General features: G+C 35.8%; 29 protein-coding genes and 2 tRNA genes. 16 read left to right on the top strand and 15 right to left on the bottom strand.

The window, feature by feature from the left end; all coding sequences use genetic code 11:
- The first annotated feature begins 41 nt into the window (after positions 1–41).
- Positions 42–1403, top strand: a complete 1362-nt coding sequence (gene gorA / locus PRO_RS02890; protein ID WP_011124722.1) for a glutathione-disulfide reductase — start codon at positions 42–44, stop codon at positions 1401–1403.
- A 54-nt stretch (positions 1404–1457) separates the two neighbouring features.
- Here gorA and PRO_RS02895 read toward each other — a convergent pair whose 3' ends face one another.
- On the bottom strand, positions 1458–2537 hold the full coding sequence (locus tag PRO_RS02895) for a calcium/sodium antiporter (RefSeq protein WP_011124723.1): 1080 nt from the start codon (positions 2535–2537) through the stop codon (positions 1458–1460).
- Between the two features lie 144 nt (positions 2538–2681).
- Here PRO_RS02895 and pyrC point away from each other — a divergent pair, with 144 nt between their 5' ends.
- From pyrC to trpA, 5 genes are all read left to right on the top strand, one after another.
- Positions 2682–3761 carry a dihydroorotase gene (pyrC, locus tag PRO_RS02900; RefSeq protein WP_011124724.1) on the top strand — a complete coding sequence of 360 codons (1080 nt, stop codon included), beginning with the start codon at positions 2682–2684 and terminating at the stop codon, positions 3759–3761.
- Positions 3762–3905: 144 nt separating this feature from the next.
- A tRNA-Leu gene (locus PRO_RS02905) sits at positions 3906–3991 on the top strand.
- Positions 3992–4238: 247 nt separating this feature from the next.
- The gene (locus PRO_RS02910) at positions 4239–4475 is read left to right on the top strand and encodes an NAD(P)H-quinone oxidoreductase subunit L (RefSeq protein WP_011124725.1); all 237 of its coding nucleotides are present in this window, start codon (positions 4239–4241) and stop codon (positions 4473–4475) included.
- Between the two features lie 3 nt (positions 4476–4478).
- Positions 4479–4811, top strand: coding sequence for a DUF3007 family protein (locus tag PRO_RS02915; protein ID WP_011124726.1), 333 nt, complete (start codon positions 4479–4481; stop codon positions 4809–4811).
- An 80-nt stretch (positions 4812–4891) separates the two neighbouring features.
- On the top strand, positions 4892–5695 hold the full coding sequence (gene trpA, locus PRO_RS02920) for a tryptophan synthase subunit alpha (protein WP_011124727.1): 804 nt from the start codon (positions 4892–4894) through the stop codon (positions 5693–5695).
- Positions 5696–5821: 126 nt separating this feature from the next.
- Here the strand turns inward: trpA and PRO_RS02925 are convergent, their stop codons facing one another.
- Entirely contained in the window at positions 5822–6181 is a 360-nt protein-coding gene (locus tag PRO_RS02925; protein WP_011124728.1) for an AbrB family transcriptional regulator, read from the bottom strand.
- A gap of 104 nt (positions 6182–6285) precedes the next feature.
- On the opposite strand from PRO_RS02925, the gene PRO_RS02930 reads away from it, so the two are divergent.
- Entirely contained in the window at positions 6286–6555 is a 270-nt protein-coding gene (locus PRO_RS02930) for a YciI family protein (protein WP_011124729.1), read from the top strand.
- On the opposite strand, the gene PRO_RS02935 is transcribed toward PRO_RS02930, so the two are convergent.
- The 4 genes from PRO_RS02935 to PRO_RS02950 are packed head-to-tail and all read right to left on the bottom strand — an operon-like array spanning position 6531 to position 8610.
- The gene (locus PRO_RS02935) at positions 6531–6917 is read right to left on the bottom strand and encodes a c-type cytochrome (RefSeq protein WP_011124730.1); all 387 of its coding nucleotides are present in this window, start codon (positions 6915–6917) and stop codon (positions 6531–6533) included. The two genes, PRO_RS02930 and PRO_RS02935, sit on opposite strands and share 25 nt — an antisense overlap.
- A 28-nt stretch (positions 6918–6945) precedes the next feature.
- Positions 6946–7260 carry a hypothetical protein gene (locus PRO_RS02940; RefSeq protein ID WP_011124731.1) on the bottom strand — a complete coding sequence of 105 codons (315 nt, stop codon included), beginning with the start codon at positions 7258–7260 and terminating at the stop codon, positions 6946–6948.
- A 4-nt stretch (positions 7261–7264) separates the two neighbouring features.
- Positions 7265–7630, bottom strand: a complete 366-nt coding sequence (locus PRO_RS02945) for a YkvA family protein (protein WP_011124732.1) — start codon at positions 7628–7630, stop codon at positions 7265–7267.
- 47 nt (positions 7631–7677) lie between these two features.
- Positions 7678–8610 (bottom strand): sigma-70 family RNA polymerase sigma factor, encoded by a 933-nt coding sequence (locus tag PRO_RS02950; RefSeq protein ID WP_011124733.1) that lies wholly within the window; start codon positions 8608–8610, stop codon positions 7678–7680.
- 198 nt (positions 8611–8808) lie between these two features.
- Between PRO_RS02950 and PRO_RS02955 the strand changes: the two genes are divergently transcribed.
- On the top strand, positions 8809–9291 hold the full coding sequence (locus PRO_RS02955) for a DUF2214 family protein (protein WP_011124734.1): 483 nt from the start codon (positions 8809–8811) through the stop codon (positions 9289–9291).
- Between the two features lie 57 nt (positions 9292–9348).
- Here the strand turns inward: PRO_RS02955 and hisIE are convergent, their stop codons facing one another.
- Positions 9349–10029: a bifunctional phosphoribosyl-AMP cyclohydrolase/phosphoribosyl-ATP diphosphatase HisIE gene (gene hisIE, locus PRO_RS02960; protein ID WP_011124735.1), complete on the bottom strand. Its 681-nt coding sequence runs from the start codon at positions 10027–10029 to the stop codon at positions 9349–9351.
- A 70-nt stretch (positions 10030–10099) separates the two neighbouring features.
- Here hisIE and PRO_RS02965 point away from each other — a divergent pair, with 70 nt between their 5' ends.
- Positions 10100–10585 (top strand): 6-carboxytetrahydropterin synthase, encoded by a 486-nt coding sequence (locus PRO_RS02965; RefSeq protein WP_011124736.1) that lies wholly within the window; start codon positions 10100–10102, stop codon positions 10583–10585.
- Positions 10586–10616: 31 nt separating this feature from the next.
- On the opposite strand, the gene crtH is transcribed toward PRO_RS02965, so the two are convergent.
- Genes crtH through PRO_RS02980 form a run of 3 tightly spaced genes read right to left on the bottom strand, consistent with a single transcriptional unit; the run spans position 10617 to position 13750 of the window.
- On the bottom strand, positions 10617–12182 hold the full coding sequence (gene crtH / locus PRO_RS02970) for a carotenoid isomerase (protein ID WP_011124737.1): 1566 nt from the start codon (positions 12180–12182) through the stop codon (positions 10617–10619).
- Positions 12179–13585, bottom strand: coding sequence for an FADH(2)-oxidizing methylenetetrahydrofolate--tRNA-(uracil(54)-C(5))-methyltransferase TrmFO (trmFO, locus tag PRO_RS02975; protein WP_011124738.1), 1407 nt, complete (start codon positions 13583–13585; stop codon positions 12179–12181). Before trmFO ends, crtH begins: the two co-directional genes overlap by 4 nt.
- A 42-nt stretch (positions 13586–13627) precedes the next feature.
- Entirely contained in the window at positions 13628–13750 is a 123-nt protein-coding gene (locus PRO_RS02980; RefSeq protein WP_011124739.1) for a photosystem II protein Y, read from the bottom strand.
- A gap of 204 nt (positions 13751–13954) precedes the next feature.
- Between PRO_RS02980 and PRO_RS02985 the strand changes: the two genes are divergently transcribed.
- The 4 genes from PRO_RS02985 to PRO_RS03000 all read left to right on the top strand — a co-directional run bounded on the left by PRO_RS02985 (position 13955) and on the right by PRO_RS03000 (position 15479).
- A tRNA-Lys gene (locus PRO_RS02985) sits at positions 13955–14026 on the top strand.
- A 28-nt stretch (positions 14027–14054) separates the two neighbouring features.
- On the top strand, positions 14055–14396 hold the full coding sequence (locus PRO_RS02990) for a hypothetical protein (protein WP_011124740.1): 342 nt from the start codon (positions 14055–14057) through the stop codon (positions 14394–14396).
- Between the two features lie 358 nt (positions 14397–14754).
- The gene (locus PRO_RS02995) at positions 14755–15075 is read left to right on the top strand and encodes a hypothetical protein (RefSeq protein WP_036891737.1); all 321 of its coding nucleotides are present in this window, start codon (positions 14755–14757) and stop codon (positions 15073–15075) included.
- 101 nt (positions 15076–15176) lie between these two features.
- Complete coding sequence (locus tag PRO_RS03000; protein ID WP_011124742.1) at positions 15177–15479, top strand: DUF3303 domain-containing protein; 303 nt, start codon at positions 15177–15179, stop codon at positions 15477–15479.
- 101 nt (positions 15480–15580) lie between these two features.
- Here the strand turns inward: PRO_RS03000 and rpsU are convergent, their stop codons facing one another.
- Positions 15581–15760 carry a 30S ribosomal protein S21 gene (gene rpsU, locus PRO_RS03005; protein WP_011124743.1) on the bottom strand — a complete coding sequence of 60 codons (180 nt, stop codon included), beginning with the start codon at positions 15758–15760 and terminating at the stop codon, positions 15581–15583.
- Between the two features lie 417 nt (positions 15761–16177).
- Positions 16178–16432, bottom strand: a complete 255-nt coding sequence (locus PRO_RS03010) for a hypothetical protein (protein WP_011124744.1) — start codon at positions 16430–16432, stop codon at positions 16178–16180.
- A gap of 184 nt (positions 16433–16616) precedes the next feature.
- Here PRO_RS03010 and PRO_RS03015 point away from each other — a divergent pair, with 184 nt between their 5' ends.
- Both PRO_RS03015 and PRO_RS03020 read left to right on the top strand, forming a co-directional pair.
- Positions 16617–16754: a hypothetical protein gene (locus tag PRO_RS03015; RefSeq protein ID WP_164923210.1), complete on the top strand. Its 138-nt coding sequence runs from the start codon at positions 16617–16619 to the stop codon at positions 16752–16754.
- A 38-nt stretch (positions 16755–16792) separates the two neighbouring features.
- Complete coding sequence (locus PRO_RS03020; RefSeq protein WP_011124746.1) at positions 16793–17143, top strand: hypothetical protein; 351 nt, start codon at positions 16793–16795, stop codon at positions 17141–17143.
- Between the two features lie 8 nt (positions 17144–17151).
- On the opposite strand, the gene PRO_RS09500 is transcribed toward PRO_RS03020, so the two are convergent.
- Positions 17152–17502 carry a hypothetical protein gene (locus PRO_RS09500; RefSeq protein WP_011124747.1) on the bottom strand — a complete coding sequence of 117 codons (351 nt, stop codon included), beginning with the start codon at positions 17500–17502 and terminating at the stop codon, positions 17152–17154.
- Between the two features lie 178 nt (positions 17503–17680).
- Here PRO_RS09500 and PRO_RS03030 point away from each other — a divergent pair, with 178 nt between their 5' ends.
- Entirely contained in the window at positions 17681–17848 is a 168-nt protein-coding gene (locus PRO_RS03030; RefSeq protein WP_164923211.1) for a hypothetical protein, read from the top strand.
- Positions 17849–18271: 423 nt separating this feature from the next.
- Here the strand turns inward: PRO_RS03030 and pstB are convergent, their stop codons facing one another.
- Together pstB and pstA are read right to left on the bottom strand one after the other, a co-directional pair.
- Positions 18272–19093: a phosphate ABC transporter ATP-binding protein PstB gene (pstB, locus tag PRO_RS03035; protein ID WP_011124749.1), complete on the bottom strand. Its 822-nt coding sequence runs from the start codon at positions 19091–19093 to the stop codon at positions 18272–18274.
- Between the two features lie 20 nt (positions 19094–19113).
- The gene (pstA, locus tag PRO_RS03040; protein ID WP_011124750.1) at positions 19114–20028 is read right to left on the bottom strand and encodes a phosphate ABC transporter permease PstA; all 915 of its coding nucleotides are present in this window, start codon (positions 20026–20028) and stop codon (positions 19114–19116) included.
- Positions 20029–20036 lie beyond the last annotated feature (8 nt).

Raw genomic sequence — 20036 nt, forward strand, 5'->3', positions numbered from 1 at the left:
GAATGAGTAGGAGAATGAAGTGAGAGATCCCTAGGATTATTTTGAATTATTCTTTTGACTTAATTGTATTAGGTGCTGGTTCAGGTGGATTAGCTGCTGCTAAAAGAGCAGCAAGTTATGGAGCCAGAGTTGCAATCGTAGAAGGAGATCGTGTTGGAGGTACATGTGTTATAAGAGGTTGCGTCCCTAAAAAGTTGCTGGTATATGGGTCTCAATATGGTGAATATCTAAAGAATGCCCCAAGCTTTGGCGTGAAATTGACTGCGTCAAAAATAGAGCCTTCTATTTTATTGAAAAATGTCCGTAATGAAGTTGATCGCTTAAATAAATTGCATATAGATTTGCTTGAGAAGTCAAATGTTGTTCTTATAAAAGGATGGGGGTCTATTGCTGGTCCTAATTCAGTTGTAGTTAAGAGTAAAGATGTTCAAGATCAGGCAATTGAACTGTTTGCTGAAAAAATCTTAATAGCAGTTGGAGGTCGTCCTTCTTTCCCAGAAATACCAGGTGCTTCTTTAGGATGGACAAGTGATGACGTGTTTTTGCAAGAAGGCTTTCCAGATAAAGTTGTAGTAGTTGGAGCAGGCTTTATAGCGTGTGAATTTGCTTGTATTTTGAATGGTCTAGGAGTCAAAGTTAAGCAGTTGGTTAGAGGCCGTAATTTATTAAAAAACTTTGATAATGAGGTGGCTTTTAACCTTCAACAAAGTATGGAATCTAGCGGAATTGAATTTCAATTTGCTTCCGAAGTAAATTCTATAGAAGGTGAAATTGGGGATCTGAATTTAGTTGTTAATCATGACTCGAATATTAAGTCCGGGGCTGTTATCTTCGCGACCGGAAGAAAGCCATTCATAGAAGGCTTGAATTTAGAAAAAGTAGATATTAGAACTTCTAATAATAGAATTAATGTAGACAATAAAAATTCAACCAATATATCTAATATTTTTGCTATTGGCGATGTTACTGATAAAGTTAATCTTACTCCTGTTGCTATAGAAGAAGGAAGAGTTTTCGCAGATAATAACTATAGTGATAAAAATAGATATGTAAATTACGAATTTATTCCCAAAGCAGTTTTCTCTCAGCCTGAGTTGGCATATGTGGGAAAGACGGAGGAAGAATCAAAAAGAATTTATGGAGAAAGTAACATCAAAATCTATAGAGCAAATTTTAAACCTATGTCAAAAATGCTTGTTAAATCAAAGGAGAAATGTTTTTTGAAGTTAATTATTGAGAAAAATAGTAATAAAGTTGTTGGTTGTCATATGCTTGGAGAACATGCTTCTGAAATTATTCAGATGGCCGCAATCTCTATGAATATGGGAGCAACTAAATTAGATTTTGATCAAACAATGGCTTTACACCCTACTATTTCTGAAGAGTTTGTGACTATGAAATAATAAAAAGATAAGAACGTTATAAGTAAAAAGTTAAACAACAATATTTTCTTATATCTATATTGTTTTTTTGAGTTTCCAGTAATTTATAGCTTTAAAAATTATTAAAATAAGTATTAATGGAAGAATATAGAAGATGATTATTAAACGAATGAATGGTAAGGAATTGAGAAAGATCTGATCTGTCAAATAGACTATATATAAAATCAAAAGCAATGCCCCTTCTGACCTGCTTATTGTTCCTTTTGTCCAAAAAATAGGCATGCATGCTAATACTGTAAGAATCATAATTGGAAAGTCTTTTTGAATTAAGATCTCTTCAACTTCTAATCCTTTATTGCCTGCAAATAACGCACAGCTGCCAAGTACTAACAGTTGATTGAGTAAGCTACTGCCAACTACATTTCCAATAGCAAGATCTGTTTTTCCTCGAAAAGATGCAACTATAGAAGTTATCAATTCAGGCATAGAAGTACCTGCTGAAACAATTGTTAGACCGATAACTGTTTCGCTCCATCCATAAGAACTTGCAAGTGATTTTGCTCCACTAATCAATAGATTTGAGCCCAACGCAAGAATTAATATTCCAGCAATTATTTTACTTGTCGCTTTGATCAAGTTATTAGTACCTAGTTCTATCTGAACTTCTGGCTCAGCATCTTTAATCCCTTGAGGTTCTTCTCTAGCAGTACGGATTTCCCAAATAGTATTGATGATAAGAGCTATTAGAAGTGCAAATCCAGATTGCCAACTAAACCTTCCAGAAGAAGCCATACCCCATACAGCGGCAGACACTGCTAGCAGAAGAGGCACATCTCTTTTAACTAGACGACTGCGTACTTTTAAAGGCATTACAAGAGCACTGCTTCCTAAAACAACTAAAACATTGAAAATATTGCTACCAACTACATTCCCTACAGCAATTGCATCAGAGTCTCTAAAGAACGAACCAACACTTACGAACAGTTCTGGAGCACTGGTGCCAAGAGACACGACAGTTAGACCTATTACAAGTTGAGGGATGCCTAGGATTCCAGCAAGTGCACCAGCTCCTTGAACAAAAAACTCGCCGCCTGCAAAAAGTATTATTATCCCAAGAATAATTTCAAGAGATGATTGTATGAGCGGGATTGACATATTGGAATGATTCTAAAAGGCTCTAATGTTTTTGCTAAATATTTAATCCAATTTGATTAAGAGTTGCTCGTAAATAAATATTCGAGTTATTTTAAAAATAATGGTATTTAATCCATCGAATAATTTAGATCGGGTTTTTTTCATTTGTCTAAAGAACGAATTACTTTGCGCCAACCTGATGATTGGCATTTACATCTTAGAGATGGAGATATTTTAAATGCTGTGGTTCCCCCTACAGCAAAAGTGTTTCGTCGTGCAGTAGTAATGCCCAACTTGCAACCACCAATAACAAGTCTTCAAGCTGCAATTGATTACAAGCAGAGAATCATGAATGCAATTCCCACTGAGGTTGCATTCACTCCTCTTATGACTGTATATCTCACTGATGATATTTCTTCTGAGGTTTTAAGAGAAGGTCACAAAGAAGGTGTTTTGATGGCAGCAAAATTATATCCAGCAAATTCAACGACTAATTCATCTGGCGGTGTTACTGATATAAAGAATATTTACTCTATTTTCGAGACAATGGAGGAGATTGGGTTGCCATTGCTTATACATGGAGAGGTTACAGATCAAGATGTAGATATTTTTGATAGAGAATCAGTGTTTATTGAGAGATATCTTGATCCTTTGCTTACTAAATTTCCTGATATACGAACTGTTTTAGAACATATTACAACGGATGATGCTGTTCAATATGTTCAAGCAAGTAATGCAAAACTAGCGGCCACAATAACTCCCCATCATTTGCATATAAATAGGAATGCAATTTTTCAGGATGGATTAAGAAGTGACTTTTTTTGTTTGCCAGTAGCTAAAAGAGAACGTCATCGTATTGCATTGAGACGTGCAGCCATAAGTGGAGAACCTTGCTTTTTCCTTGGGACTGACTCCGCACCTCACCTTAGAGAATCCAAGGAAAGTGCTTGTGGTTGTGCCGGTATTTTTAATGCGATTAATGCAATTGAAAGTTATGCTCAAGTTTTTGATGAAGAAGGTGCCATTGAACGCTTAGAAGCTTTTGCAAGCGAATTCGGCCCAGCATTTTATAAATTACCGTTAAATGAAAACTCTATAACCTTAGTTAAAAAAGCAATTAAAATTCCTTCCAGGTTTGAACTGAATAATGCAGATGATTTGTCTAATTATATAGTCCCTTTTCATGCTGGAGAGACTTTGAATTGGTCTTTCGAATCAATACAACCTTTCTCTCAAAAAGTATGATGAGCTTGGTTTATTTCTTTAAAAATCTTGTCATTATATTGTCTTTTTAGATCAACTGGATGTCAGAAAAAGTTGTTAATAATGAGCCGAGGGGTTTCGATGGACCTATGATGTGTATGCATCAAGTCTCTAGTTTAAAAGTTTGCGAGTGTGGTGGAATTGGTAGACACACAGGACTTAAAATCCTGAGACCAGCAATGGTCGTGAGGGTTCAAGTCCCTCCACTCGCATTGTTCTTCTATTGAAACTTCAATTGAAGTTATCTCATCTATAGAGATGGAGCTGAAAGAGTTACGGTATTCCTACTGGTTTATGATTTGAATTTTTCTTGTAAGCAGTGAACTCAATAGAAAGTTCTGCTTTGCTTCTGTTTTATTGCCGTTGCTAATTTCACAACCTTTTATTGAAAAACTTTAGCCAATAGTATTAATGTGATAATAGAATTCAAAGACCAACTTCTAGGGGTAGTTCCTTTTGATGGCTAACGAAGTATTTAATAGTTCTCTGTTTGTAATAGGTACCTATTTGTTCCTTGGGACTCTATATTTAGTGTTTATTCCATTGGGGTTGTATTTTTGGATGAATACCAGATGGAATTACATGGGCAAGATTGAACGTTTATTGATATACAGCTTAGTTTTCCTGTTCTTCCCTGGACTAATTTTGTTCGCTCCTTTTTTAAACCTACGGATGAATGGACAAGGAGATGTTTAAAGTTTGACTAAGGCAAATGTTATTCAACTAGGATTGATTCTTTTCTTATTGGGTGGAATTGGTTATGGATCTTTTGTGCTTGTAGGGTTTGATGCACAAACTGCTGGAATTGCATCGCAGTCTCTTTTGGTATTGCTTATATGTGTTTGGGTGATCTCATACTTTGTTCGAGTGATCACAGGTAAAATGACTTTTATGGAACAACGTAAACGTTATCGCACCGAATATGAGCAAGTTACTAATAGAGAATTACAAAAAAAATTTGACTCGATGACTAATGATCAAAAGATTAGTCTGATTAAAGAACTTGAAGATGAAGATAATGATGCTAAATAAACTTTATAGGTTTTTCTCTTATTCTTTTATTAGATTAAGCTTTAGTAAATTTGCAGCACAAAAACTTTAATAGTAATTTTATGGAAAGCTCAATTTTAGAGAGATGCTTCTCTCAATCAAAGAAGGAGGGCAGGATTGCATTAATGCCATTTATCATGGCAGGTGACCCTGATGTTAATACCTCAGCAGAGATATTAATAATGCTTGAGAAAAAAGGAGCAGATATAATTGAATTAGGAATTCCTTATAGTGATCCACTCGCTGATGGACCAATAATACAGAAAGCAGCTTCTCGTGCACTTAATTCGGGCACATCTCCAAAATCTGTTTTAGAAATGTTGTCTACTTTGAAGACTAAGTTGTCAGTCCCGATAATACTTTTTACTTATAGCAACCCTTTGCTTAATTATGGAATGGAAGAATTTTGTATAGATGCTTCTAAAGCAGGAGCTGCTGGATTGGTTGTACCTGATCTGCCTCTAGAGGAAACTGAGAAATTATCTTCAATTGCTTTAAGTAAAAATCTAGATTTAGTTCTGTTAGTTGCACCTACCACTCCAAAAGAACGTATGAGAAAGATTTCACAAAGAAGTAACGGTTTCACCTATCTTGTAAGCGTAACTGGTGTCACAGGAGAACGTTCGGCTTTAGAAAACCGTGTTCAGCTGCTTATTAATGAATTAAGAGGATTTAGCTCAACACCAGTTGCAGTTGGTTTTGGTATTTCTGATACTAAACATGTCATACAAGTTAAAAGATGGGGTGCAGATGGAGCGATAATTGGTAGTGCACTAGTTAAAAGGATTTCAAACGCTACTACTGGACAAGAAGCAGAAGAAGCTGGTAAATTTTGTAGCGAACTTTATAAAGCTACTAGCCTTTGACTATAATGCATATCTGATTATTTATCCTTTTTAGGTTAGTAAAAAAGCCTCAGATTATTACTGAAGCTTATGGTTTTTAATTTATGTTTTATTTAAGTTAAGGTTGATTTAATTAATTTAGTAGATTTAATCTTCAGATCCAGCAGGAAAAAGTTTAATTTGCTTACGACCTAATTTGATTTCAAATTCATCACCAACTTGGAGATCTAGCAAAGCTGTATATGCTTTACCAATTAAAAGATTTCCATTCCCTTGTACAGTTGCAATATAACTAAGCTTTCTGCCACCTTTACCAATACCTGCAACACCGGTTGCTCCTAGGTTTACACCTTTAGCTTCTAGGACAGCTTCATAAAATGCAGTGAAATTTAGTCTTTCTCCACCACTTTTCTTGTTTGATACATATCCACATGCACGAACAAGGTCTGATTTACTCACATCACCAAGTTCTTTGACTTTAGTGAGCAGGTCGCTACCTGTAAGCATAGTTAAGTAATAAATTGATCTACTAAAATAACATAGCAATTAGCTTGCTAATTGTGCAATGATTTAATTGTAAGTTTCATTGGATTATTTAATCTCTAATAGTAATGGATAAATTTGTTCTTTTTGGCAGTTATTGTGAAAATGCTATTCAAAAACGAGTACCTTTTCGAGACGAGCATCTGTCTAGGCTTAATAAACTCAAACAAGAAGGCATACTAATAACTTTAGGACCTACAAAGTGTAATAGATATGTATTTGGTGTTTTTGAAGCAACAAGTATTGACATTGTAAAAAAACTTTTAGATGAAGATGTTTATTGGAAAGAGGGCATTTGGACCTCTTTAGATATTTATCCTTGGACCCAAGCTTTTTGAGATTGTTCCCATATCCAATTTGCAACAAGATTGTCTCCATTTTCACCAAGAACATCTTTATAACCACTCATAATCCCTATGCCTTCTTTTGCAATCTTTGCAATTGCATCTGCATTATCTAATCCATTACGATGTAAGTCTTTTAATCTCAATGTTTTTGATCTCCTAATGATATTCCCACCATTTATATGACAACCTGCGCAATTTTCTATAAAGAGCCGTTCTCCATTCGTTTGATTATTAGCAAGGACTCTATTAGGCGTGCCAAATACTGATGAAATAACCAATGCAATTAAAATAAAACATCTAAAGGCTTTAAGAAAATTATCAACAGGTGCTTTAGATTCCCAATGGAGTTTCATTTTAAAGGCTCTAATAGACTTGATTTAATTAATTATTGCAGTCTTCTTTGAGTTCTTCTAAAAGGAGGTCCAATTGACTAAAAGGATCTGAAGAAGTCTCTTGCTTAAGAATAGGTGGATTCCCCTTGGCCCAACTTTGCTCTATGGAACAAAGAACACTTACAAGGTTAGGTATTCCTCCAGAGGAATATTCTGCTTTAAGTGTCTCTATTAGAGCAGGCATTCGATCTGAGCTCGCATTGAGAATATCGCGAAGATCTTTTTGAGTTTTACCTTTGTGCTTAAGCCAGTCTTTGATTAAAAGAATGATTTCTTCTTCTACTTGTTTGTTCCATTTTTCCATTTGCTTAAAGAGGGAACCATCTATCTAGCTTTCTTCGAGCCCTGTTACGTATTTCAGGGTTCATGTGCTGACTCCAGAGACTTATTACTGCTGTTAGCGCTACAAGATCATCGCTAAACCCAGCGACAGGAATGAAATCTGGCATTAAATCAATAGGCATAATTAAATACGTAAGTGCCGCGATCAAAGACACTCTTGCTTGAGGAGGTGTTCTCGTATCAAGAATCATTTCAAAGGCTTCCAAAGCAGGTTTAGCAAGACTCCTGCCAGCTCTAAGTAAAACTTTTCTGAAAACACTTTCATCAATAACTGAACTGTCAATTACCTCTGCATCAAAAACTTCTTGATCATTGTGATTGGCTTGTTCCATGATTCGAGACTTGTTTGAATTTGTTGAGACTTTTCAAGTTGATTTGGTTACTCATCTTGCGAGCTAGCTTCGACTAAACCACTTTGAATTCCTGTCTTGCGAAGCTTGCGTAGTGCTCTTTGGACGACTTGCCTACAGTATTCTCGACTGCAATTCATATGTTTTGCAACTTCTGCGAGAGTTCTCCATTCATTAGTTCCATCAAGACCGAATCTTAGGCTTACAATCGTTCTCTCCTTTGGCGTTAAATTAGCTTTGTTTAATAATGACCATGCTGAATCATTTCGTTCTGCAAGTTCTGCAAGTTCCATTGGAGGAATCTCATCACTAGGCAATACATCTCCAAGTTCTGAAGGATCAGTTTTTGATTGAATTACACCTTGAAGGCTTACAGTGATACTCCTCATCTCACATTCGAGTAGATCTCCTATTATCTGCTTGGATACGCTTAATTTTTTTGCTAATTGTTCTGCAGAAGGAGGAGTCCCATACTCTTGCATTAACTCAGACTTCGCTGCTCTAAGCTTAGTTAGTTTCTCATTAATGTTTACTGGTATCCTGATTGTTCTGCTTTGTGTAGATAAAGCTCTGTTTAAACCTTGTCTAATCCACCAATATGCATAAGTAGAAAAACGATGCCCTCTTTTTGGGTCGTACTTTTCAACTGCACGAGTTAATCCAATTGTTCCTTCTTGAATTAGGTCTAGAAGATCTAGCCCTTTCCCTTGATATTTTTTGGCTAAATTGACCACTAGCCTTAAATTAGCAGTAATCATATGGTTCTTAGCCTTCTCGCCTATTTTGATTGTTCTCCTTTCAGCTTCAGTGTAAACACAGTCGGCCCCTTGGTCTCCAGCTCTATGACAACGTTCTATTAATCCAACCATTGCTTGAACCTTTCTCCCCATGGTGAGCTCTTCTTCTGGTGTTAGCAGAGGATGACGTCCTATCTCTCCAAGAAAATCACTTAAAGAACTCACGAGTTGAAACTCCTTTAATAAATAAATCGTAGTTCGAAAGTATTAACTTTCTATTGTTGTAATGAAGAGTTCCAAATTCATTTTATTTTTAATTAGTTTTTTTATTCTGAATATCTCTCAATAACTAGCCACTATTTTTTGCCAGTTATTACGGAAATGACATCTTTTGGGTAGGCTCAACTCAGTTATAGATGACACATGATCTTCGCAACGTTGCTTGAACCAGGGATTTTTAAAAGTGCTTTAGTTGCATATGCACACTACTTATGTATTTTTCTGTGTTTTTCAGCATTGATGTATGAAAGATTGCGTTTAAAAGTAGATCTAAATCGAGGAGAGGCTATATCGATAATTTTAGCGGATATTGTTTATGGCTTGGCAGGGCTCATGATAATTCTAACTGGCATTCTCAGGGTAAGATATTTTGGTCAAGGAGCAGAGTTTTATACTCAAAATCCTTTGTTTTGGTTAAAAGTAGGAGCTTATATTGCTGTTGGTCTTCTTTCTCTTTATCCCACTATTTCCTATATCCTTTGGGCTATTCCTTTAAGTAAAAATAATCTTCCTAATCTTAGTCCTGATTTAGTCTCAAGGTTTAGGTTGATAATTAATATAGAACTTCTAGGTTTCTCTTTAATACCCCTTCTGGCGACTTTCATGGCTAGAGGTATCGGTTTGTAGTTGCATTGAAATTTGAGAAACAATCTTAAATGTCAATGGTTCGGCTATTAAGTCTTTTTACTTAGGATTTGATTTGGATTGCCTCCTTTTTGCAAGCACTTCTAATACGTCCCTCCATTCAACTTTGTGGTACTTAAGAGCAACTTGTATATGGAAAATCAAATCTGCTGCTTCATTAGAAATTGATTCATGGTCATTGTCTTTGCATGCCATAACAAATTCTGAACCTTCTTCTCCTATTTTTTTGAGAATTTTGTTGTCCCCGTCTTTTAAAAGACTATTAGTGTAACTATTTTTTTGTGGGTTTGAAGATCTATCTTTGATGACCTCAAAAAGTTCACTGCATGTATTAGATAGGGGACGATTAAAAGTTGAGTTTTGTTCTAAATCAGGAATATTCTCTTCTACTTCTTGGAAGAAGCAACTTCTTGCTCCTGTATGACAGGCAATGGATCCAACCTGTTCAATCGATAGCAACATTACATCTGAATCACAGTCAAATCTTATGCCTTTTAGGATCTGAAAATGCCCACTGGTTTCACCTTTGTGCCATAACTTTTCTCTTGAGCGACTCCAGTAATGAACTTCTCCAGTGATTAATGTTTTTTCTAATGACTCTTTGTTCATCCATGCCATCATGAGGATGGCACCATCAAGCCAGTCTTGAGCAATTGCCGGGATAAGTCCTTTTTCGTTAAAACGAAGTTTTTGTATGAATTCTTGGTTCATTGGCATCATATTCTTAGAACATAATAGAAAAAATTGAGGCAGGTCATTTTGTTCAGAGATTTACTTCAATATGATCTAAATGTCTAATCAAATTACTGGTTTTAGCTGCAGTAAGCATTTTGAAGGATACCCTTGTTGTCATAGGCAATGGAAACATCCAGGCCATTGTAGTTTTGTTCATGGATATAGCCGAAGTTTTACTTTTTATTTTAGAGCGAAGGAATTAGATGCATATGGTTTTGTAGTTGATTTTTCTAGCATGGAGGCATTAGAAAAAAAATTAAGAGGATACTTTGACCATACATTTCTTGTAAATATGGATGATCCGCTTATTCCTCAATGGAAAAAATTACATTCTGAGAAGGCATTAGATCTTCGCATAATGGCCAATGTAGGAATGGAATCCACTGCGAAACTTGTTTGGGAATGGGCAAATTCTATTTTACTTGAAAGGGATTTAGGGAGAACTTGTTGCTCTAGAGCCAAAGCAAGTGAGAATAATTTTAACTCTGCTTACTTTGAGTCAATTCCTGATTGGTTTACAACTCTTGAAGTTGATTCGTGATAAGAGCAATATCCTTTGAATATCTTTTTTATTATTCTGGAAGTGACCAAGGATTGATTCCTAGTTCTGCTCCTATCTTATGAGCGCATGCAAACCCGCTAAATGCTACTGCGTTTAACCCTTGTCCTGGGAAGCATGAATCCCCTACCAGGAAGAGCCCCTTAATAGCAGTGCTGTTGAAAGGCATAGGCAATAAACCTGGCAGACGCATTGCAGGGATTGGACCATAACTTCCTTTGTGACGCCCAAGGAATCTACGATGACTTTTAGGTGTTCCAATTTCTTTATGAGTAATACTAGGTTTTAAATTTGGGAAAACCTTTTCGATTTTTGATAAAAGTCGCTCACAATCAAGTTCTTTTTTTGCGACATATTCTGATGGAGTAAGTGACTTCCATTCGATTATTGAAGAAGGGGTAAAGGCATGAATGATGTGATGGTCTTTTGGTGCTAATGATTGATCTAAGAGAGTAGGAATAGAAATGAAGGCGACCCCTTGCTCTTTTTCCATCTGATCCCATTCTTCAAGGATTAAATGATGGCAATGTGAATCGTTTGGAATACAGTCTTTTTTTACACCTAGATGAATAGATAAGAATGATGGAGAGGTCTGGTATCGATTTCTCCATTTTAATTCCGCAGATGGAGTCTTTGATTGTTCTATCAGAGGCTCTTTTACGTCTTCCCCTCCAAAAGTATCCCAACGAGTAGCATTGGAGATTATTGTACGAGCATATATTTGCTCGCCATTTGCTAATTTAACTCCAATAGCTTTGTTCCCCTCCAAAATAATTTTGACAACCCTTGATTTGTATAAAACCTTGCCTCCGTTTTTCTCTAATCCCTTAACGAGCTTTTCTGAAATAACTCCTACACCACCTTTTGGATAGTTAATACCGCCAGCATGTCGATCAGAAAACACCATGCCTGCATTTATCATTGGAGTTTTGTCTGCTGGCATAACAGACCAGCAAAAACACTCAATATCTATAAAACGGAGTAGTTGTTGATCTTTTATATGCCTACGGGCGACTTCCCCAACATTGAATGGTAGCCATCGTGCAAGCCCCAAGCACGACAAAGGGGCCTTGAAAAATACCTTTGCTAAATAAGCCGGATCTTCTATTGATAGTAATGGCATCGAATCAAGACAGTTGAAGACTTCCCAGCAAACTTTGTAAAATGCTTTTATCCCTTTCTCTTCGTGAGGGAAAAGGGAAGTCAGAGATGAAATGAACTGGTCATAATTTCGGCTGACAGAAACTTCAGCTCCACCAGGGAGGTGATAGGCGAGTTGAACAGGGTCCGGAATGGTTTCGCATTTCTCTCCTATAGCTGATAAAGCTCTAGTTAAAAGATTTGTATAGCCTTTTTCGCCAAAACCAAAGATCATTGATGCTCCAACATCAAAGGTATAACCATTTCTGTGAAAAGCGCCACTGCTTCCACCTGGAATCATATATCGCTCAAGAACTAATACTTGCGCACCTTTTGAAGCTAATTGAGTGGCAGTTACTAATCCTCCTATCCCAGAACCAATCACAATTGCATCCCATGAGATTTCTTTATTGTTTTGACGCATCTTGTCCAAATTCATTGATTTTTAAAACCTAAAGGAGTACCAATTTCAAGGAACTCTTGGGTTTTTTTAATGTCTTCTAATGCTCTATCACGATATGCACCATAACGACAACGTTTGTCACGTATCCTTCTATTTAATTCTGGTAACAAACCAAAGTTAGGAGGCATTGGTTGAAAATCACGTTTATGATTTGATTTAACCTTAGGACTAACTTCACTTATAAAGTTAAGGAGTGCACCTATCATAGTGGTCTCAGGTAATGTTATGGGTTTGCGATTCATCGCTATTAAAGCTGCATTTGTTCCTGCTAACCATCCACCTGCTACGGCTGCGGCATATCCTTCAGTCCCAGTAATTTGACCTGCTGCAAGAAGGTTTAATCTTTTCCGGAATTGAAGAGTTGGATTTAAAAGTTTTGGTGATTCTATAAATGTATTGCGATGCATGACGCCTAAGCGAACAAATTCTGCTTTTTGTAGCCCTGGTATTAATCGAATAATCCTTTTTTGTTCACCCCATTTTAGATTTGTTTGAAATCCAACTAAATTCCAAAGATGACCATTTTTGTCTTCTTGACGTAGTTGCACTACTGCATAAGCTCTTTTCGTTTTTCTTAGTTCCTTGTCATGAAGGTCTCCCCATCTATTGTCCCATAGACCAACAGGCTTCAATGGACCATATCGCATAGTATCTTCCCCTCTACGGGCAAGCTCTTCTATAGGGAGACAACCTTCGAATAGATTAGAAACTCCTTTCTCGAAATCCTTTATTTCTGCCTGATCAGCTGATAATAATTCTGATCTGAATTTAAGATATTGATCCTTATTTAAGGGACAGTTGACATAGTCAGCGTCCCCTTTATCATATCTACTTGCTCGAAATGCTAGTGAAAAATCTATACTTTCACCTTCAATGATTGGACTTGCAGCATCAAAAAAATGGCATTCTTCTAACCCAGTAAAGTTCTTCAAATCACCTGCTAAGTGTTCACTGGTAAGAGGACCAGTTGCTAAAACACTAATTTGATTTTCAAAAGGGAGTGAATGAATTTCATCCCTTTGAACTGTGATTAGCGGATGAGATGAAATTTTTTTAGTTATGTAGCTACTAAATTTATTTCTATCAACTGCTAGAGCTCCTCCTGCTGGCACTGAGTGTTCATCAGCAGTTTTGATCACAAAAGATTTTAAGATCCTTAGCTCTTCTTGTAGTAACCCTGATGCACGATCACTACTTAGTGCTCCAAAGCTATTACTGCAAACAAGCTCTGCAAAATCATTGGAATGATGAGCTGGTGACCTTTTACAAGGTCTCATTTCAATCAATTTCACAGGAATACCTGCACTAGCAATTTGCCAGGCAGCTTCTGAACCTGCTAAGCCTGCACCAATAACTAATAAAGGGGTTGACTGGCCCAAGAAAATTAAGGGTTAACGGAAATAAAGCCCCTAAAATTAATCTTAAAAAGGTTTGTTGTCACCAAATTGGCGATCCCATTGTTCTCTAGCTGGTTTTTGAATGTTTAATGTTACCCAGCCAATTGCAGCAAGGATTGGGAGAGTGATAACTAGAAGGTTTAGCATGGATGAATTCGATATCGTCGTGATTTTACAGAAAATAGGGTTGTTTGGGGGTTGTAAGCGAATTCATTTAATCAAGCGTTTGTTTATGCTTGTTCACTAAACCAAATTTTATCTATTTACTAAGGGTTTTATGAGGGCGATCATTTTTCATATCAAGATTCTGACGTGACAACTTTCATCTAGAGCTTTAATGTTCAACAGTGTGGGTCGCTAGCTCAGCGGTAGAGCATCCGGCTTTTAACCGGCTGGTCCTGAGTTCGAATCTCAGGCGACCCATTTATTTTTGTGAAATAGCCTTGTAATCATGAAAATACGCCTGTCCAGGCTTGTCTTTTGCATATGTTTTTTCTCTATCTATCAGATTTCTTTTGTTAATGCAGGATTGAATCGTTTTACACAAATTGATTCTTTTGGTAAATGGATAATTGAGCAAAAATTCGACTCTGACAGAAAAGAAGTCTTTTGTAGGGCCTCAATGACTGGATATGGAACTTGGTTTGGTGAGAAAATTAGGCTAGGAATGAATGATGAAATTATTTTCCCTACAGACGATTCAAAGAAAATAGTGCCAAACCTGACTCAAATAGAAATAGTAAGAAAGCTTCTTGATAAATGCCGTGCAGGTTTGCTTTATCTCCCCAACTAAAGAAGTTCCATATAAGAATAATTTGTCTCGGAATGAAAATAAACTCTCGCTTATAAGTCGTTTTCTTGGCTGGATTAGAAAAGTTCCATTCTAATTTGGCAATGAAGCTTATAGCTGTTGCTCTTGCTTTTACCGCAAATATTTCTCTCTATCTTTGGATAGCCCTTAATAATCCTTTCGCTTAAAGGTTTTTAGTGCTTTCTTTTTGCAATGAACATGGCAAAAAATCTAAGATTGATTCTATTTCTATTCAGTTTTTCTTTAAGTATTAATAAATGAAATTTCAGAGAGCAACTTTTTGAGGTGATATGTCGCTTTTAGACGCATCCTTATAGAGATGGATATAGGAATACATCAAATGTCTAAGAAATCTTCCACTCTGTCTGAAACCTCTCGTCCTTGGTTATTGCGTTGGACAGAGCCTGAAAGCGTTCTCACAGTAATACCGAAGTCAAAGACCAAACGTTTAGCAAAGCAAGCTCAATTAGCGAATGTTGATGCTGAAAGAGCTATTAACCGTGCTTTTCAGCAAGAGCTAATAAGAGCAAAAGCTATTAGCGAAGCAATGTTTAAATCAGGAAAAGCTGTCAGGTATAGCTTTATGAGTTCAGGGAGGCAAGCTTTTTTATGCATTTCATTAGCTCAAAGAAAGATAAAGTCATGGTTAAGATCTTCTTAATTCACTCAAGAATATGTCAGATGTTAATACTCAGAGCCAAATTATTCTTGTAAATTATTCACTATTTTTATAAGGTAAATAAATATATTTTATTTCATAAAATGCAGCTTTATCTAGTTACATGGGAGTTTGAATCATCTGAAGATCAAACTTTTGCAGGTGATGCATTAATTGATTATGTAGAAAGTGGTAAACCAATTGATGAGATTGAGGGTTATGAAAGACTTGCTTGGATACACACACCTCAAGATGGGACAGGAACGGTTATTTGCAAAGCTGAAAATGCATCAGTCTTATACAAGGTATTTGGCCCTTGGCGAGAAAAATTTGGTATGAAATGGAACTATAAGCCTGGACTAACAACTGAGGAACTTGTGGAATTATTAAGACAAAAAGATGTTTGAAGAGTCTTTTCCAAAAAAGACCGATGGTTTAATCTTTATAGAGTTTGAAAGATAAAAGAATCAAAAGAAAACTCTGAAATCCCTATGAGGAGATTTTGATTTTATCTACGACGCTTTGTTCTGTTCTTTAGTCGTTGCTTACGCTTATATTTCTCTACTGGTGTTTCATGATGGCGAATTCGTTTTAAGTCATTAAATATTCCAGCTTTTGAAACTTCTCGTTTAAATCTACGAAGAGCAGATTCAACTCCTTCGTTTTCCCCAACTATGACTTGTGTCAAAACAAAATTAATTAATTGTCCATCTTAACAGGGTGACAGCAAAATTCAGAGGGATATTGGAATTGTTGGGATATGTCTAAACTTGGATTTTTGATTAAAAATTGAAGTCACAAAGGGTTTTAAAGAGGTTTTAAGGAGTTCATTCTTCTTTAACAAGAAGGCCTCTCAAGTTTAATGGTCGTAAAAACTGACTGCTTGTTTGCAGTATGTAGATCAGTAGGATTTTTGATTTGTAAAGCATTGAATAAAAAAAAACCGCCTTATTAGGCGGTTTTTTTTAGCTTCCTAAAAAGTGTTTCCTAGTTTCCACTTTTAGAGAAGCTTTCTCCTCACATCTCAAATGATAATGACTAATTTTAATTTTGCAAGTTCCTCGTCAATGATTTTTTGGATTTGCTCTGTATAAGCCTTTTTTACTTATCTATATCGATTTGAAGAACCACCATTACAAAAATGAACAGATTCAACAGAACCTCTCCCCTTAGCTGAAACCCCCTCAACACATTCATTGAATAACTTAGCTTCTTTTTTAATTGAGCAAAGGCTTAGGGCTATTGCCACAAGTGCCAGTGCAGAGATAGTACTTGAGCCTAATTGAATGATTCCATAGGCAACCATTGCCTTCTTTTTGTTTCCACAATGCTTTTGAGCAGGTTGGTCTTCTTCGGTCATTTGAAGAGTAAATAATATTTCTTCAGAGTATGGAATTATTTGCTAAAAAGCTTCTCATACTTCGTATTGAAAACTTTCACCTAGGCATTGAGTTGTGATTGGATTTTTCTTTTAATGCGTTTGGCTGGAATTTTAAGGAAAACCGTAGTTGTAAGCTTATTATTGTTATTAGCTATGAAAAATTATGGATATACAAGATCAAATAATGATTGGAGCGCTAATTTTCCTTGGACTGTCAGGGCTATATTATATCTGGCTTTGGTTCAGTGGATTTATTCGAGAAGGCAGGTCAGATAAGGAAATTAAACAACCCTGGGAATAATTTTCAGCAAATAAATCAAGTCTAAATATTTAATAAAAATGAATATATTTTCATTGCTTCTATCTTTTCTTATAAGTATCACCCCTTCCGAGAGTTTTTATTGTGATGGTGACCCACTTACAGTGGTTATTAGGAACAACTTGAATGGTGACTTTGAATTAGTTACTGATCTTGAGAAATTAGACCAGGGTTCTTTTATAGTCCTTGATTGGAAAGATGTCAGCTTAATGCTTCCTATCTCTTTTCAGAAGAATGAGATTAGCTTTACTGATAAGAAATGGTTGTGGAGTTATCAAGATAATGAAAGAGGCTTACATCAAGACTCTCCAAGATTTGCTCAGCGTCTTCCATCAGGCGAAGTTGTTGAACATGAATGTAAGTTGCCTTGATTTATTAATCATTGAGCCTTTTCTAGAGTTAGCTCATTTAAGTCACTTTTCGCTAATTCGAAGTAATAACAAGTATTTGGGATATCAGCTAAAATTTGATCTTTTATATTTTCAATATCAACTTTATCTATAAGAGGGTTTTTTGAGAATTCCCCTTTTGTTTCGCCAAGTGAGAATTTTAAAGCTCCTTCATAAGAAATCCCAAATCCAGTACTGTTGCAGAATGTTTTCGAGAATTTTTTGGAGACTTTATTTTCTAGTTTAGTTATTTTCTTTTCAATGCCTTGATCAGCTATAGCTGTACCTGAAGATAGGAAAGTAATAGCTGTAAAGATTAAAGCAAGTAGGAAGTGTCTCATTGTTCAATCATGAGTACTATTGATATTTTCCTATAGAGACCTAGTAAATGTGAAGGAAGGGTATTAAAAGTATTTTCTGTTTTTAACAAACAACTGAAAAATTTACCAAAACAACCTCCTATCTAAGGATCCTTTTCTTGCTAATGTTTCAGAAGTTAAGGATCATGTGCTAAAAGCAATGAGAAAAATTTTATCTTTGGGCTTTGTTTTTTTTCTCTCCTCAGCGCCTGTGATCGCTTGGGGTTGGGGAGAGAATAGCCCTTGTCCTTATTCAAAAAAGGATGCAATTCAAGAAGAAGTCTCTAACGAAGAATCAGATAAGAGCAAGTCATCTGATAAAAAATAACCCTAGTATTAAATATTGCTTTCACTTTAAGCTGCTATTGCTTTCAGACTTGCTTGAAGAGCTTTCTGGCTCAAATGAACGGAGATATCTCTTGCATTGCCGGCTTGCTTCTATTGCAATCTCAAAATTGTAAACAAAGCTTGGATATTTGCTTTTCCAATTTAACTCTGCTTCTTTCTCTGAAAGGATTTCCTCTTTGATTTCAATGGTGATATTCAACCATTTTCAAGATGTTTTACAATGTATCTATGCATACATATTAGAAGTTTAAAAATATATGGTTGATTATTATAGATTAATCAATCTAAAATATTAGAAAGAAATAAATGATAAAAAATAGTTTACTGAGATAAAGTGCACTTATAATTCGTCTGTCATAGGTTTATATATGATCTCTTGTTAATTAAGGCTTACTATAATAAATTAACCAAACTTACCAGAAATATAATCCTGTGTTGCTTTCTCTTTTGGAGAGTTGAATATTTTCTTTGTTTTGTCAAACTCTACTAAGTACCCTACTTTACCATCATCTGTTCCCCCTTTCTCTGCTGCATTAAAGAAAGCTGTTTTATCACTAACTCTCAAGGCTTGTTGCATATTATGAGTCACAATTACAATAGTAAAATTCTTTTTAAGTTCATGAATTGTTTCTTCGATTTTAATTGTAGAAATAGGATCAAGAGCAGAACAAGGTTCATCCATTAAAATTACATCAGGTTTTATAGCAATTGTTCTTGCAATACATAACCTTTGTTGTTGACCACCTGATAATGAATAACCACTTTCATTCAATTTGTCTTTACATTCATCCCATACAGCTGCTTTTCTTAAAGAATCCTCTACTAATTCATCAAGGTTTCCACTGAAACCATTGATTCTTGCTCCAAAAGCAATATTTTCATAAATACTTTTAGGGAAAGGATTAGGCTGCTGGAAAACCATTCCTATTTTCCTCCTTACTTCGACTGGGTCAATTTGGTCGGAGTACAAATCTAATCCTTCAAATAAAATAAGCCCTTTTAGTGTGCAGCTACTAATTAAATCGTTCATACGATTTAATGATCGAAGTACTGTTGATTTACCACACCCGGAAGGACCTATTAGAGAAGTCACTTTATATTTAGGAATGTCAAAATATACATTTCGAACAGCATCAGAATCGCCATAGCTTATAGTTACATTTTGAAGAGATATAGACGTCTCATTTGAATTCTTGATATCTTCCATTTGGTATGAATCTGTCATTTGCCTACAATAATTATAATTTATTTATTTGAATCACCTGATGCTATATCGCTAACAAGTTTAGATAATATATTCATGGAAAGTAGTAACACAACTAGTATGAAGGATGCTGCCCAGGCTAGTTCATTTTGTGCTTCGTATGGTTCGAGTGCAAAGTTATAAATCAATACAGATAATGAACCCATTTCATAGAACAAATCACCAAAGCCTGTTAAGTAATAACGAGAGAAGAGTGCAGTGAAAATTAGAGGAGCTGTCTCCCCAGCCGCTCTTGCTAGGCCTAATACAATTCCCGTTGCAATTGATCTAAATGCTGCAGGAAGAGTTATCCGAATAACTGTTGTAAACATAGAAGCGCCTATCCCTAAAGATCCTCTCCTAAGGTCATCTGAGACAAGTTTCAAGCTTTCATCTGTGGTTTTGATTACTGTTGGAAGCATTAAAATTGATAGGGCCATACCTCCAGCAATGCCGCTAAACATGCTCCCAAATAGTACTTTAGTGGCAACTATTACAGCATAAATAAAAACACCGGCAATTATGGAAGGGACTCCCGCAAGTACATTAGTTCCAAACCTTATAAATCTGGAAAAGGGACCTCCTTTAGCATATTCAGCAAGGTAAATTCCTCCTCCTACTCCAATTGGTATTGATATTATTGATGCAATGCTAGATATAATAAATGTACCAATAATTGCAGGCCCTATTCCACCTGCTGACAACAAATCGTCGCCAGGAGGCTCAGGCTCTAATATTAATGTCTCCCAACTAATTTGAGAACCACCTTTAATGAGAATATATGCAAGAACAAGTACAAGAGGTAAGATTGCAATAATTGAAAAAATAGCAGATATTGATGTAAATAACTTCTCAGTTAAATTTCTTTTAGATTTTGGATCGTATATAAGATTAGCTTTAAGTTTTGAAATTGTCATTGCTCTAT

The sequence above is a fragment of the Prochlorococcus marinus subsp. marinus str. CCMP1375 genome, assembly GCF_000007925.1.
In the GTDB taxonomy this organism is placed as follows: Bacteria; Cyanobacteriota; Cyanobacteriia; order PCC-6307; family Cyanobiaceae; genus Prochlorococcus_E; species Prochlorococcus_E marinus.

Excerpts from the sequence above, each read along its gene's own strand:
- PRO_RS03030 (WP_164923211.1), top strand. The coding sequence starts at position 17,681 with ATGAGAAAAATTTTATCTTTGGGCTTTGTTTTTTTTCTCTCCTCAGCG.
- PRO_RS02935 (WP_011124730.1), bottom strand. The coding sequence starts at position 6,917 with ATGAAACTCCATTGGGAATCTAAAGCACCTGTTGATAATTTTCTTAAA.
- PRO_RS02925 (WP_011124728.1), bottom strand. The coding sequence starts at position 6,181 with ATGCTTACAGGTAGCGACCTGCTCACTAAAGTCAAAGAACTTGGTGAT.
- PRO_RS02930 (WP_011124729.1), top strand. The coding sequence starts at position 6,286 with ATGGATAAATTTGTTCTTTTTGGCAGTTATTGTGAAAATGCTATTCAA.
- PRO_RS03020 (WP_011124746.1), top strand. The coding sequence starts at position 16,793 with ATGAATATATTTTCATTGCTTCTATCTTTTCTTATAAGTATCACCCCT.
- PRO_RS02955 (WP_011124734.1), top strand. The coding sequence starts at position 8,809 with ATGATCTTCGCAACGTTGCTTGAACCAGGGATTTTTAAAAGTGCTTTA.
- PRO_RS02940 (WP_011124731.1), bottom strand. The coding sequence starts at position 7,260 with ATGGAAAAATGGAACAAACAAGTAGAAGAAGAAATCATTCTTTTAATC.
- pstB (WP_011124749.1), bottom strand. The coding sequence starts at position 19,093 with ATGACAGATTCATACCAAATGGAAGATATCAAGAATTCAAATGAGACG.
- crtH (WP_011124737.1), bottom strand. The coding sequence starts at position 12,182 with ATGAATTTGGACAAGATGCGTCAAAACAATAAAGAAATCTCATGGGAT.
- PRO_RS02910 (WP_011124725.1), top strand. The coding sequence starts at position 4,239 with ATGGCTAACGAAGTATTTAATAGTTCTCTGTTTGTAATAGGTACCTAT.
- PRO_RS09500 (WP_011124747.1), bottom strand. The coding sequence starts at position 17,502 with ATGAGACACTTCCTACTTGCTTTAATCTTTACAGCTATTACTTTCCTA.
- PRO_RS02995 (WP_036891737.1), top strand. The coding sequence starts at position 14,755 with ATGTCTAAGAAATCTTCCACTCTGTCTGAAACCTCTCGTCCTTGGTTA.
- trpA (WP_011124727.1), top strand. The coding sequence starts at position 4,892 with ATGGAAAGCTCAATTTTAGAGAGATGCTTCTCTCAATCAAAGAAGGAG.
- PRO_RS02895 (WP_011124723.1), bottom strand. The coding sequence starts at position 2,537 with ATGTCAATCCCGCTCATACAATCATCTCTTGAAATTATTCTTGGGATA.
- PRO_RS03000 (WP_011124742.1), top strand. The coding sequence starts at position 15,177 with ATGCAGCTTTATCTAGTTACATGGGAGTTTGAATCATCTGAAGATCAA.
- PRO_RS02980 (WP_011124739.1), bottom strand. The coding sequence starts at position 13,750 with ATGCTAAACCTTCTAGTTATCACTCTCCCAATCCTTGCTGCAATTGGC.
- hisIE (WP_011124735.1), bottom strand. The coding sequence starts at position 10,029 with ATGATGCCAATGAACCAAGAATTCATACAAAAACTTCGTTTTAACGAA.
- PRO_RS02945 (WP_011124732.1), bottom strand. The coding sequence starts at position 7,630 with ATGGAACAAGCCAATCACAATGATCAAGAAGTTTTTGATGCAGAGGTA.
- PRO_RS02965 (WP_011124736.1), top strand. The coding sequence starts at position 10,100 with ATGTCTAATCAAATTACTGGTTTTAGCTGCAGTAAGCATTTTGAAGGA.
- PRO_RS02990 (WP_011124740.1), top strand. The coding sequence starts at position 14,055 with ATGAAAATACGCCTGTCCAGGCTTGTCTTTTGCATATGTTTTTTCTCT.
- PRO_RS03010 (WP_011124744.1), bottom strand. The coding sequence starts at position 16,432 with ATGACCGAAGAAGACCAACCTGCTCAAAAGCATTGTGGAAACAAAAAG.
- pstA (WP_011124750.1), bottom strand. The coding sequence starts at position 20,028 with ATGACAATTTCAAAACTTAAAGCTAATCTTATATACGATCCAAAATCT.
- PRO_RS03015 (WP_164923210.1), top strand. The coding sequence starts at position 16,617 with ATGGATATACAAGATCAAATAATGATTGGAGCGCTAATTTTCCTTGGA.